14 protein-coding genes are annotated in these 12243 nt (G+C 48.3%); 9 read left to right on the forward strand and 5 right to left on the reverse strand.

All coding sequences use genetic code 11. From position 1 onward, the window contains the following. Nucleotides 1-496: 496 nt before the first annotated feature. Nucleotides 497-1042 carry an XRE family transcriptional regulator gene (locus MKY48_RS02425; protein ID WP_339269766.1) on the reverse strand — a complete coding sequence of 182 codons (546 nt, stop codon included), beginning with the start codon at nucleotides 1040-1042 and terminating at the stop codon, nucleotides 497-499. Nucleotides 1043-1377: 335 nt separating this feature from the next. Here MKY48_RS02425 and MKY48_RS02430 point away from each other — a divergent pair, with 335 nt between their 5' ends. The 4 genes from MKY48_RS02430 (at nucleotide 1378) to MKY48_RS02445 (ending at nucleotide 4769) form a co-directional block, all read left to right on the forward strand. After that, nucleotides 1378-2274 carry an MBL fold metallo-hydrolase gene (locus MKY48_RS02430; protein ID WP_339292209.1) on the forward strand — a complete coding sequence of 299 codons (897 nt, stop codon included), beginning with the start codon at nucleotides 1378-1380 and terminating at the stop codon, nucleotides 2272-2274. Nucleotides 2275-2314: 40 nt separating this feature from the next. Further along, nucleotides 2315-3313 carry an alpha/beta hydrolase gene (locus MKY48_RS02435; RefSeq protein WP_339292210.1) on the forward strand — a complete coding sequence of 333 codons (999 nt, stop codon included), beginning with the start codon at nucleotides 2315-2317 and terminating at the stop codon, nucleotides 3311-3313. Nucleotides 3314-3432: 119 nt separating this feature from the next. Then, a complete protein-coding gene (locus tag MKY48_RS02440; RefSeq protein ID WP_076322435.1) occupies nucleotides 3433-3813 on the forward strand; it encodes a RidA family protein in 381 nt (126 codons plus the stop codon). A 44-nt stretch (nucleotides 3814-3857) separates the two neighbouring features. Further along, nucleotides 3858-4769 (forward strand): DMT family transporter, encoded by a 912-nt coding sequence (locus MKY48_RS02445; protein ID WP_339292211.1) that lies wholly within the window; start codon nucleotides 3858-3860, stop codon nucleotides 4767-4769. 240 nt (nucleotides 4770-5009) lie between these two features. On the opposite strand, the gene udk is transcribed toward MKY48_RS02445, so the two are convergent. After that, nucleotides 5010-5645, reverse strand: a complete 636-nt coding sequence (gene udk / locus MKY48_RS02450; RefSeq protein WP_076322433.1) for a uridine kinase — start codon at nucleotides 5643-5645, stop codon at nucleotides 5010-5012. Nucleotides 5646-5842: 197 nt separating this feature from the next. Between udk and MKY48_RS02455 the strand changes: the two genes are divergently transcribed. From MKY48_RS02455 to comJ, 5 genes are all read left to right on the forward strand, one after another. Further along, the gene (locus MKY48_RS02455; protein WP_339292212.1) at nucleotides 5843-6478 is read left to right on the forward strand and encodes a carbohydrate-binding family 9-like protein; all 636 of its coding nucleotides are present in this window, start codon (nucleotides 5843-5845) and stop codon (nucleotides 6476-6478) included. A gap of 108 nt (nucleotides 6479-6586) precedes the next feature. Then, on the forward strand, nucleotides 6587-7033 hold the full coding sequence (locus MKY48_RS02460) for a DUF418 domain-containing protein (RefSeq protein ID WP_339292213.1): 447 nt from the start codon (nucleotides 6587-6589) through the stop codon (nucleotides 7031-7033). 269 nt (nucleotides 7034-7302) lie between these two features. After that, complete coding sequence (locus tag MKY48_RS02465) at nucleotides 7303-7902, forward strand: SMI1/KNR4 family protein (protein WP_339292214.1); 600 nt, start codon at nucleotides 7303-7305, stop codon at nucleotides 7900-7902. 87 nt (nucleotides 7903-7989) lie between these two features. Next, on the forward strand, nucleotides 7990-8640 hold the full coding sequence (locus MKY48_RS02470; RefSeq protein WP_339292215.1) for a hypothetical protein: 651 nt from the start codon (nucleotides 7990-7992) through the stop codon (nucleotides 8638-8640). Between the two features lie 34 nt (nucleotides 8641-8674). After that, complete coding sequence (comJ, locus tag MKY48_RS02475; RefSeq protein ID WP_076322682.1) at nucleotides 8675-9160, forward strand: competence protein ComJ; 486 nt, start codon at nucleotides 8675-8677, stop codon at nucleotides 9158-9160. A 186-nt stretch (nucleotides 9161-9346) separates the two neighbouring features. On the opposite strand, the gene MKY48_RS02480 is transcribed toward comJ, so the two are convergent. The 3 genes from MKY48_RS02480 to MKY48_RS02490 form a co-directional block, all read right to left on the reverse strand. Next, the gene (locus MKY48_RS02480) at nucleotides 9347-10462 is read right to left on the reverse strand and encodes a DUF3298 domain-containing protein (protein WP_339292216.1); all 1116 of its coding nucleotides are present in this window, start codon (nucleotides 10460-10462) and stop codon (nucleotides 9347-9349) included. A gap of 194 nt (nucleotides 10463-10656) precedes the next feature. Further along, complete coding sequence (locus MKY48_RS02485; protein ID WP_339269788.1) at nucleotides 10657-11538, reverse strand: DUF3298 domain-containing protein; 882 nt, start codon at nucleotides 11536-11538, stop codon at nucleotides 10657-10659. Beyond that, complete coding sequence (locus MKY48_RS02490; protein ID WP_076322425.1) at nucleotides 11538-12050, reverse strand: RNA polymerase sigma factor; 513 nt, start codon at nucleotides 12048-12050, stop codon at nucleotides 11538-11540. The genes MKY48_RS02485 and MKY48_RS02490 overlap by 1 nt, the downstream gene beginning before the upstream one ends. Nucleotides 12051-12243: the final 193 nt, after the last annotated feature.

A 12243-nucleotide genomic window follows, 5' to 3' on the forward strand; every position in this document is an offset into this window, starting at 1 on the left:
CGGGAGCTGGATGCTTTGAGAGCACCGGTGAGTCAGGAAACGGTGGAAATGCTGAAAGTGCAGGAAGTGCAGGAAACGCGGAAAACGCAGGAATTGCAGGAATTGCAGGAATCGCAGTAAGCGCGGATAACGCAGGAATCGCGGATAACGCAACATTCCGGAAACAAGAACGCAGAGAACCCAACAAATGCGGAAGCGGAAAAACTCAAGCAATACGAGCGGGAAATACTAGCGCAAATGACACGGATAACACCAAAAGGGGGCTGTCCCATAAGTAAGTTTGCTCACTCGATAACAGCTTGATAGGTGAAAAAGCAGGGGGAATAAAAGAATGGCGGTGCCAGGGAGGTCATCCCTGCACCGCCATTTCTGTACCTCATCCGCAAATATCCTGTATTAAACAATCAACTCTGGAACCTCTTTTAGATTTGCAATATTCCTATATGCCCTTGGACGATTCCCACTATTGGGCTCGTACGGATTTGAGTCCGTTCCGTCAAAAAGTAGGCGGAGTAGAAACTGCTATTAGCAACGTTTCGCCTTCCCAGATATTCTTATAACTATGGGGGATTCTGGCATCATAATAGATGCTGTCCCCTTCTTCGAGCCTATAACGTTCATTGCCCAGTACAAACTCCAAACGCCCGGAGTGAACAAATAGAAATTCCTCGCCATCACTGTGGCCGACGCTGACGTCGCCGTAAGCTGCTCCTTCCTCCAGCACTCCCCATATCGGCCCCATTTTGTTGCTGCTTCCTTGGCTGAGCGCGTACCAGGTAATGCGGGAGCCTTCGGAATGCACCAAAGGTTTACGCTCATTTTTTCTAACGACAATGCTTCGATTCTCCTCACCAAACAAATCCGTAAAATTCACGTTTAATGCATTCGCTATGCGCTTCAGAACGCTGATGGACGGATTCGCCTTATCGCGTTCAATTTCACTGAGAAAAGACAAGGATATGGAGGCTGCTTGGGCTACCTTCTTAAGCGTTAATTTCTGTTTTTTTCGTGTACTTCGAATTGCTTCTCCGATCGAATTCATGTGCCAGTCTCCTAAATCTCGAAATTATTTCGCTGACAGCGAAATTTACTATTTTATAATAGGTGTAATTATGAGCAATATCAAGCTCTTTTACTAGGGCGGAATTACGGTGTAAAAACGTTGATTTGGCGCTATTATTGGACTAAGATTTAATCAAGGTTGACGATCGAATTTCACCCGGGTATCTGCACATCGTTCACTCAACAGAATAATTTTCATTTACAGCGAAACTTTTGAAGGTAACAAGATACTAATCACATGATTGCAACAGAAAACCGTTCCTTGTTACTCGAATTCATAGAAACGTGTCAGAAGGACGAAAGGGGCATAAAAGAATGACTACCGAAATTTCCAAAGTCTATCAAGTAGGTGATGTTACTGTTACGCGTGTCACGGAAATGATGCTTGGCGGTATTCCCCCAGAAGTGTATTTTCCGGGATCGTGGGACCGCATGTTCCTGGAGGAGAATCGGGACTCTCTTCCGTCTGGCCTGATCGATGGCAATTCTCAGCTTATCGTTAGCATTGGAACATGGGTGGTGAAAACCACGAACCATACGATCCTAATCGATACAGCTACAGGGAACGATAAAAATCTGCCTCTTAATCCGGACCTTGCCAATCTCCAGCTCCCTTATCTCAAGCGGCTGAAGGAGGCGGGGGTTACGCCGGAGGAAGTGGACTACGTTCTGCTGACGCATCTTCACGTGGACCATGTTGGTTGGAATACGAAGCTTGTGGACGGAAAATGGGTGCCGACTTTCCCAAATGCCAAATACGTATTTCCCCTCGCGGAGCAAGAATATTACTCCAGCGAGGCCAGCCACAACAAAGCAAACGAAGTAAACTTTAACGTTTACGAAGAAAGCGTATTGCCCGTTGTCGAAGCTGGCTTAACGCAAACCATCGGCCCTGAGGGCGGGCATTTTCTTGAAATTTTCAAATTCATTCCGACACCCGGCCACAGTATCGGCCAAATGTCCATCAGTCTCAAATCTGACGGAGAAGAAGCTTTGTTTGGCGCCGATGTGATGCACCATCCGTTCCAGGTTTTTAATCCGGACTGGAACTCCATGTACTGCGAATTTACCGATCTAGCCCGTATTTCACGGCTTCGGGTACTGGAATACATCGCGGATCGCCCGGTCATTTATTTCAGCACGCATTTTCCGGAAAGTGCGGCGGGATACGTGACTCGAAACGGCGACAGCTACAAGTGGGACTTTATTTAATACGACCTGACGCAAACAAAATACGAAAGGTGCTGAGCTTATGACAAACCATGATTTTCTTAACGATGTAACCATCTTGACCGAAGACCTTCGTATCGCGAGCGATACACCCGGGATTGAGCTTTATGTACGAAATAAACGGCCAGCTTCCATGAATACCTTCTCTAACGAAAAAACAATCGTGATGGTTCATGGCGCTACCTATCCAATAGGCAGTCTGTATTACGTGGAGCTAGACGGTTTCTCTTTCCTAGACTTCCTTGCCAGCCATGGCTATGATGTTTACGCTGTGGACGTTCGCGGCTACGGCAGCTCGACAAGGCCGCCTGAGATGGAGGAGCCTGCCGACCTTAATCCTCCGTTGGTCCGTACGGAAACGGGAGTTCGAGATTTTGGTACAGCAGTGGACTACGTTTTGAAACGCCGAAATTTAACGAAAGTCAATGTTTTGGGAATGTCTTGGGGAGGAACGGTTGCGGGAGCTTATACCAGTCAAAACAACGATAAAGTAAACAAGCTTTCGCTTGTTGCCCCACAATGGTTGAGCTCTAAACCGGTTCCTATCGATACCGGCGGTCCGCTTGGTTCATATCGCTTTGTTGCTGCCGGCGGCACGAAGGAACGATGGCTAAGCGCCGCGCCAGAACATAAGCGCGGCGATTTGATTCCGGATGGCTGGTTTGAACAATGGGTCAAAGCAACTCTTGCTTCCGACCCGGGAAGCCTAACCGATCATCCTGAGCATATTCGGGCGACCAATGGCCCTATCCTGGATATTCGCGAATACTGGACGGCAGGTAAAGCTTTCTATGAGCCAAAAGAAATCACTGTTCCCGTCCTTCTTGTCCATGCGGAGTGGGATATTGATGTGCCCCTTGAATTGGCTCAGAATTTCTTCACTTCCCTGACAGGAGCTGCCTATCGCCGCTGGGTCGAAATCGGAGAAGGAACGCATATGGTTTTGCTGGAGAAAAACAGGCTTCAGGCTTTTCAAGCCATCTGCGGTTTCTTGGATGAAACGTACGCGCCAGCGAAGTAAATATGCCCTGCAAGAGCGGGTTTTAGTTTTATCGCTTGCCTAATTTAGAGGCCCGCGGCATTGTCGCCTCGGGCTCTTTATTCACCGAATTTACAAAAGACGGAGAGGAACTTTATACAATGAGCCACACCGCAATAACAACAACAAAAGCACCTGCAGCTATCGGTCCTTATTCGCAAGCCATCGCTTTTGGAGATGCCATCTATACGTCGGGCATGCTTCCGATTGATGCTGAAGGAAATCTCAAAGAAGGCATCGTGGACCAAACCCATCAAATATTAAAGAACCTGCGGGCCGTCTTAGCGAAGGCTGGATTTTCTTTGGAAGACGTTGTAAAAACATCCGTTTTCATGACGGATTTAGAGCAATTTCAACAGATGAATGAAGCGTACAGCCAATATTTCATTGATCATCACCCTGCCAGAACAACCGTAGAAGTGTCCAGACTACCAAGAGATGCTGGGATTGAAATCGAGCTTATCGCAGTTAAACGCATTTAAATCTGCCCCATTATCCGTATTTCTTTGAAAGAAGGCGCTTCTGCTTGCGATCTTATTTGCTTCTCTTGTTTTGTGCAACACTTTACGGGAGCAATTTCGTATTAGGCTCGCTGCTACTGCAAGCATTTCCCGCCTTGCACCTGTCGGCATACCGACTTATGGTTTCATCGGTGTTCCTGCTTATATATTTGATTGCAACCCATCGCTTGACGAAGATTACGTTCCGTGACTCCGTTTATTTGGTACCATTCGCTCTTATCGGGATGCTGCTGCACCAAGTTTCTTTCTTTACGGGACTTCGGACAACGGACGCAACGACGGCTTCGCTCATCTTATCGTTAGCTCCGATTTTCACAGCGCTGTTTGCCCGCTTATTTTTGAGGGAACCGTTTACGATACGTATGACCGCAGGCTCGATTGTTGCCCTTGCCGGCGTCTTCTTCGTTGTTGGACATGGCGGAAGCTTAGGCATTGACATCACCGAAGGCATCTGGATCATGTTTATCTGTATGTTGGCATTATCGGGATCTATTATCCTAATGAAAAAACTGACCGAACGTATGGACTCGTTTGTCGCAACCGTGTACACCACAGTGCTGGGGTGTATTACCGTATACCCGGTAGCGGTCTGGAGCGAGCCTCACGTGCAGGTGGAGCCTGGCTTCTGGTGGTGGGTTCTCTTAATCGGATCAGCGCTGCTTATTCAAGGCTTATGCGCGATCATCTGGAATGCACAGATCCGCAAGGTGGGGGCTGCTAAAGCCTCCCTGTTTCTGAATTTGCAGCCGTTTGTCGCCATGGTTTTAGGTTATATCACGCTCGGCACCCCGGTTTCCTTAACGCAAGTGGGAGGATCTGTTCTAATTATTTGCGGCGTAGTTCTAGCTACCTTACAGGGGTACAAAACAAGGAAAACGCCTGAGGATAAGCTGGAATTATCCCCTGCGGAGAGGTAATGGCCTATTCTTAAAAATTTATAGGTACGAAAGCAACATTATCGAAGCGAGCTAGAAGGCGGCAATTGACCAAAATACAGAAATGGTGGTGCCAGGGATGACCTCCCTAGCACCACCATTCTTTTATTCCCCTGCTTTTTCACCAATCAAGCTGTCTTATCGAGTGAACAAACTTACTTTTGGGACAGCCCCTTTTTTCTATGCTGCCAAACTGACAAATAGCTGATTCGCAGGCTTGTCCTATTCCCCCGACAGCGTGCGGTCGCCAGTCAAATATTTCTCGGTTAAGATGGAGAGCAGACGAATGCCAACCTCATTCTCTCCGCCTTCGGGAATGATCAGGTCGGCGTATTTCTTGGAGGGTTCAATGAACGCCTCATGCATCGGCTTGACGGTTGTCAGATACTGATTGTGAATCGACTGGATGGTCCGGCCGCGGTCTTCGATATCGCGTACGACCCGGCGAAGCAGGCGTACATCGGGATCGGTATCCACAAACACTTTAATGTGTAGCAGTTTGCGTAGATTCTCATCGGACAGCACGTGAAGGCCTTCAATGATGACGATGTTGTTCGGCTTCAGTTCGAGGGTCTGATCCGTGAAGCGGGCATGGGCAGTAAAATCATACACTGGTGCGAATGCAGGTTGTCCGCTTTTCAAAATGCCGAGATGTTCGACGAGCAGCTCGTTGTCAAAGGCGAACGGATGATCATAGTTAATCGCTTCGCGTTCCTCGAAACTGAGTTCCTTATGATCCTTGTAATAGTTATCCTGCGAAATGAAAGTCACTTTATCTGAACCAAGACGGTCAATGACAGAGCGGGCAACCGTCGTTTTGCCCGATCCGGTGCCGCCGGCGATACCAATTATGAGCATGGCGAATCCATAACCCTCCCTAGAGTTTGCAATTTTATTATTGTAGCACAGCATGCGCTTATTTTCACTATGGGGACATAGAGCAAAAGATGGGATTTCCCGTATGTTCTTTATTCTTACCACGGAATAGCGAACCGAATCTGTATGTCTTATCATAGAGGATAGATTAACCATTGAATTTTTTCGGAGGGATGATCATGCATTATACGGCAATTTACCCATGCAAGCCCGTTATATATATTCAGCAGGGAGAGCATCAGGGGGGCATCGATTGGGACCGTTATGAAGCAGTGGCCTTAAGTGATACCGTGACCGGGCTTGCTACGAGAGAAGCGACCGAGGTTCGCGCCTGCTGGAGCTCCGAATGCTTCTATGTACGGTTTGTTTGCCAAGATTCTCATATCGTATCGGAGTATCAGCATCGGGATGATCCGCTGTATGAACAGGATGTCGTGGAACTGTTTATCGACGAAGCAGGAACGGGAACGGAATATATCGAGCTTGAGGTTAGTCCGAACAATGTTATATTCGACGCCCTGATCCGTAATGATGGAGGGAAGTCGATCACAAGCAGCGATATTCATTGGGATCTTACCGGTCTTCAAACCTCGGTAGAACATGACGGTAAGGGAAATTTGATATATGAAATTCGCATTCCGGCTGCGAACTTCAAGAACGCTCCGCAAGCGGGACGAAGCTGGGGCGTGAATTTTTACCGCATTGATGAGGACACCCAAGGATACCGGGAGTATCAGGCATGGAGCCCGACCGGTGAGGTGAACTACCATATTCCTTCGCGTTTTGGGAAGCTGGAGTTTGTCGATGTCATTTAGCATATCAATGTAACCGGAATGCCGCATCGGTGGATTTTCATATCTTTCCTCATCGGCATGTGGCTTGGAAGAAAGGGCTGGTGGGGCGGCAACCACAGACGGAAGCTCATGATTTATTCATTGTCCGGGGCGGTTATATTTGAGCTGTTATCGTATTTCCTCATTCACTGGACGTCCCCGTGGCTTGATGCCGATTCGGCGAGTTATCTGTTTACGACCAAGCCGATGCCGCCCACGCTGCTCTATGTATGTTCTGCCGCATGTCTGGCTGTTGCCGTGATTACGATCTGTTTTTATATCGTTGAGCGTTTTGAGAAGAATCGTCTGACAGGGTGGCTTATATGGACCGGGCAGCTCTCGCTCTCCCATTATCTCGGTCATATCTTCATTGGGTTGGGGCTGCTGGAAGCGGTCGGGTATTTGAACAATGGCCATCTGGGCTTTGCGGTTGCTTACGGCTGCGGTTACTTTGTGATGGCTGTCATCTTTTCTTGGGCATGGAGAAAGCGAGTGAAGCGAGGCCCCATGGAGCTGCTTATGCGAAAATGGTGTTAACTCTCCGGTAGGAGAGCGGGCTATCTCTATCCCACTTATCCCTGTATCGAATTAACTGATACCGCCATGAAATAGCTGTGCTTCAGCAGCCAGAAATTTCCCGGGGTGTTTTCATAAAAGAACCAAAACGAACATCTCAACAGGGATTTTGTCCCTTTTTTTTCATGCCGAAGGACATGTTGTTTTCATTGCAGCGTTCTATATACTTTTTAGTATAGGGAAGCACTCCGCTTGGAGTAAGTGGACATGTAATAAACGGAGGTTATTGTATGAATGCTGTCATTGATGGACTGATGCTCGAGCTGGAGCAGCAGTTGGAGGAGAAGGTTGCCGAAGATCTTCGGGATCTGCTGGAGGAATATAAACAATTGGAGGGGGCTGCTCCTGCCCAGTTGCAGCTTTTCGAAGCGGAGTTCGGGATCAAGTTGCCGCGGGACTTTCGTTCGTTTTACAGTAAGAAGAACGGCAGCGGATACGGGTTTCACGTGCTCTATCCCGGTAACGAGGGGGATGGAGAATACCCGCCGTTTTACCTGATGAGCCTGGAAGAGATGAAGGAAGTCAAATCTTATTTTTGCGAGCGGGATGTACCACTGGATGCGTATTACAGTTCGGAGGAAATACAGCAGCTGGATCCGAAGATTAAACCGTATCTGTTTCACAAGGCTTGGTATCCGTTTGCCACGATGGCAGGCGGGTCGCTGTATCTAATGCTGGATTTCGATCCGGCCGAGCCGGGAACGTCCGGGCAGATCATCATGTATGTGCATGATCCTGACTTTGTGTATTATATCGCGCCTTCCTTCACGGAACTGCTTCGGGCGTCCAATCGCAATTTGCGCACCGATATTGAAGAGGTGGACTACTGATGGAACGCCAGAAAGCGCTCTTGATGCTTACATACGATGTCGTTGTGCGTGATAATCAGAAGAAGAACTAGCGAGGGGGGTGGCAGCATGAAAGGCAGGCGGGTCCTCTGGGGAGTGATCATACTGGTGGCAGCCACGCTGTTGATACCCGGCTATTTTATTGCGCGCACGTATGGGCTTTTTCATAATGAGGTGGTCCTGACCAAATACCAGTTGGCCGTTGATGTGGATGGTGAACAAGTGGATGCTTGGCCGCTGCTGGCCGGTTTCGCCGCAACCGATAAGCAAGGGGAACTTCGTCCGTTGTACTACAGGTTGGAAGGGTCGGACCTCAACATGCTGTATCAATTGGCATACGGGCAGTTCGAGGTGGAGGCTTCCGAGGACAATCCGTTCTTGGCAGGGCGGGTTCAGTATGGCCATCTGGAGAGCGACTATATCGAGACGCGAAAAGAGTATGTGAACGCAAAGGAATACCGGCAGGACATGATCTTTTATAATGACCGTAAAGAGCCCATATTTACATACGATCCGGACGCCAAAGCGGATGGGGATATGGTGAAAGAGATTATCACCGCAGGCATGACGCGTTCCAACGGCCGAGGAGGATCGGGAGTCGTCGAGGATAAGTATCTGAATGTCACCCGATTGTTCGAGGAGAAGCTGGGCATCAGCATGCGGGTTCAGGTGGATAGGGACCGCAGGCTGGCCACGATCCATATGGAGCGGCTTAAATAGAATGCAGATATCCAAAAAGCGAGGTGCTATACATATGCAGCATACAAAAATGACCCAAGAGGTGGACCTCACGATCTCGCACCATCAGATACAAGTCCGCTCACGGGACTTTGATGAGGATTTGTGCCAATGGGGAGAAACCAATATCAAGCAGGGCGTTGTCATTCATCCCGGTTATCTCACCTTTGATCCCATCCCTGACGATGCTTTCGGTGCTTGGGTGAAGCTGGCCTTGAAAGAAGCGTTCATCGAAGATCCGAACGCGCAGCGGCGGATGGTCGTGCCGTTTGATGTTCTGGATCCCGGGAAGCTGGAGCTGTTGTCCGTCATGTCGGACGCCGTTATTGAGCTTCCGCTGCAAAAGGGGCGATACGCACTGTATTTTGAGATTTGCGAGGATGAAGAAGTGTATTATCGTTTCACTTTTGTACATGAGGGAGAAGGGATTCATGCCCGGTATCTGATGGATGATGAATGGGGCGGCAAGGCTGGAGAAGCATTGTCGTTGGGGTATTGCTGACGGAATTTTGCGTTATAACAGGGACAAGGAAGGCCTAGTTAAGGTAAACGTTCTTCAGAGCTAACAGAAAATAAGAAGAGGCCGTCTCCGTGTTGGAGAGGGCCTCTTCTTTACCGCATGCTGTGCTGTCCCTGCTTTTGGAAAGATGGTGTGCAGGAGGCACAGGCTTTGAATGGAGTGGATCTATTATTTTGCAGCGGTCACCGTAATCTGGCCATGCTTGCTTTGATCTGCCTTCAGGTTCAGAACGTCTGTCAGGAAAGCAAGTGGAACATAGATGTGGCCTTTTTTCATTACAGGAGCCGAGCCCAGCGAACGTGGGGCCATTTTACCCAAAGTGTATGCATCCTTGTTCAGCTTCACCGCGCTCCAGACAGCTCCTTTGGAGATTTCGGTGGTTTTGCTCTTGCCGTTCCACTTGACATTGAATTGCAGCTGGCGCAGCACGGATACCTGAACCATGATCTTGCCGTTTTTATCTTTGTAATAAGCACCTGATTTCACTACGGCTGCAGCAGGCTTTTTGTCTGATCCTTTACCCGGCAGCTTTATGGCAAATTCCGGTGTACCTGTGGATCCAGGGGCGATGCTGTATTTTTGGAATACGATATAGGCTTTTCCGTCTGCGACATAGAAGGATTGCTCCGCGTCTATGCCTTGAAATCCGTCTTCGTTCGCGAAGTATTGGTCCTGATCCGCGGCAATCGCGGTTTTGACAGCTTTATCCACGATGGATTTGTAATCTTTACCGAACAGGTCTTCGAGCGTCACGCGCTGGGCTTCGGCTTCGTTCGTGAAGTTGTACGTATCCACACGAGGATCACCATTGTTCATTCCGATGCCTTCGGTGATGACCTTAAGGGAAATCAAGCTGTCGTCTTTACCATCCGATGTGAGCTCATAATTAATGGTTAGCTGATAAGGGTGCATGGTATAGCCATTCTTTTGTGCATTTGCAGCCGCTTCCGCCGCTTCTTTCTCCCATTTGTCCATATCCTTGGAAGCATGGGATTCGATAATGTCATTCAACTGGTCTTGATATTTGGTGTCAGTCAGACCTTGGAATACAGGGATCTTAATATTGGTTTCCAGCCATTTTTCCTTGGATTGCAGTGTTTTGGATGTTACCAGTTGCGGGGCAACGGTTGGAGCGGTCACCCGATTCGTGCTCGTTGCAGCTTTGGTTTCGGCATGGACATGAGCGGATGGCAGACCCGAAGCGGAGATCATAAGGATGCCCGCTAATCCGGCAGCCGCCAGGGTTTTGGTTAATGGGGTTGTTGTTTTCATTGTTTTTTTCATTATATATTACCTCCAGGTTTAGGGTTTGATATCTACAATTTGTGATCTGAAACGGAGAAGGCAGAATCGTTCTGGAGAAGCGAAGCGGTCCCCTTTGTCCCCGGATTTCCACTGACTCATAAAATTTCAAAAGAAAATCTGGGGGCAACAGGGATCGGAAGAACGATCTGCACTCCTAGTGATGAACGGCGGATCTATCGGATGTATTCGCTGCTGACGAGCTGGTCTGCGATTACTTCCGTTGGGATCGTAAATTCCACGACGCCCATATAGCCGGGTGCAACATCGTATTCATTAAAGCTGATGACCAGTTTGCCGTTTTGGTTGATGTAGAAGTTTTGGTCCTTGGCGATCGTTTGGAACAGATCCTCCGGTACATCGGACTCCACGCCGGGCTGCTCCACCCAGTAGATGTTGTCCGGATTATTCTGCATCTGCTGGCGCATCTGCTCCTTGATATTGTCACTGATGACTTGGATATAACGATCATCCTTGAACAGACTTGGCAGCGTGATCACCATCTGGTTCTTCTTGTCGATCGTATCGTATTTTCTGGATTCGGCAGAGCTTCCAGCAGATTCGACAATATAGCGCGAAAGTGTCAACAGCTGTTCATTGTCGGTGATCACTTCATAACCGCTATCGAGACTCAGATGGGCGCCGCCTTCTTTATTTAGCAGGGCGACTTCGTCTTTGAAGTTCTCATACAGCTTTTTATTTTCTTCCAGGTATTTGTTATTCAGGGTTTGCTCAAGCTCTGTATTTCCTAAGTTGGCAATGCCGGGTGTTTCAATATGCACTTCCGTGTTATCGTCTTGCTCGGCATATTCACGGATGGTGATCACCTTGATGATATGGCCCAGAACCGGCACATCGGACATGGCCTGGGCAAAGGCAGGGCTGGTATTCACTCCGGCGAACAGTAGCATGCATGCAGCTGCAGCACTAGCGAGCCAGGGCAGCGCTCTATTTTTTTTTCTTCTGGTTGCTATGGTCTTGTTGATAATCGAGCTTAGTTCGTCAGGAATAGGAGTGCTCTCGTACTGCTCTTTCATCCTATTCAGCTTGTCATGCATTATCGTTGTGCCTCCTCTTGATCTTCCTCGCTTAAGTTCACCCGCAGTCTCTGTAGTCCTTGGTATAATCTCGTTTTCACCGTGCTGACGTTCTCGTTGAGCACTTCGGCAATTTCGTCAATCTTCATATCTTCAAAAAATCGGAGTATGATGACGACCCGATACTTGTCGGGTAATTCCTCCAAAGATTGGGCCAGATCCAGATTCGGATAGTGGTCATGGCTGCCGGGTAATATAACCTCCAGGTTCTCGTCATCCATGACATGGACTTTTTTCTGTTTTCTAATGAAATCCAGGGAGGTTGTTACAATAATTCGGAAAAACCAGCTTTTTATTGAACCCGTCTGCTTCAGCTTTTCCATGGATAAAAATGCTTTGTGGATCGCGTCCTGAACGATATCGAGGGCATCCTCTTTATTTCTAACGTAGCTGTATGCCAGCCGGTAGGCGCTGTCCTGATTTTCGGTTATACATTGAATAAGAAGCTTCTCAAGCTTCCGGCCGCCACTCATGTAAATATGACACTCCTTTGGGCCCGCGCGGGTAACCATCAATTGCAATTGACTTACGGAAGCAAGACGTGCGAGTCTTGCAAAAAGTTTGATTCTGCGAAAAAAAAATTAAAAAGTGTTTCTGTCTCATTATTCAGCCCATTCTTCCAGAATCGCAACAAGAAAAAGACCCCAGTTTTCACTGGGGTCTGGA

Origin of the sequence: Paenibacillus sp. FSL W8-0187, assembly GCF_037969755.1 — a bacterium.
In the GTDB taxonomy this organism is placed as follows: Bacteria; Bacillota; Bacilli; order Paenibacillales; family Paenibacillaceae; genus Paenibacillus_AQ.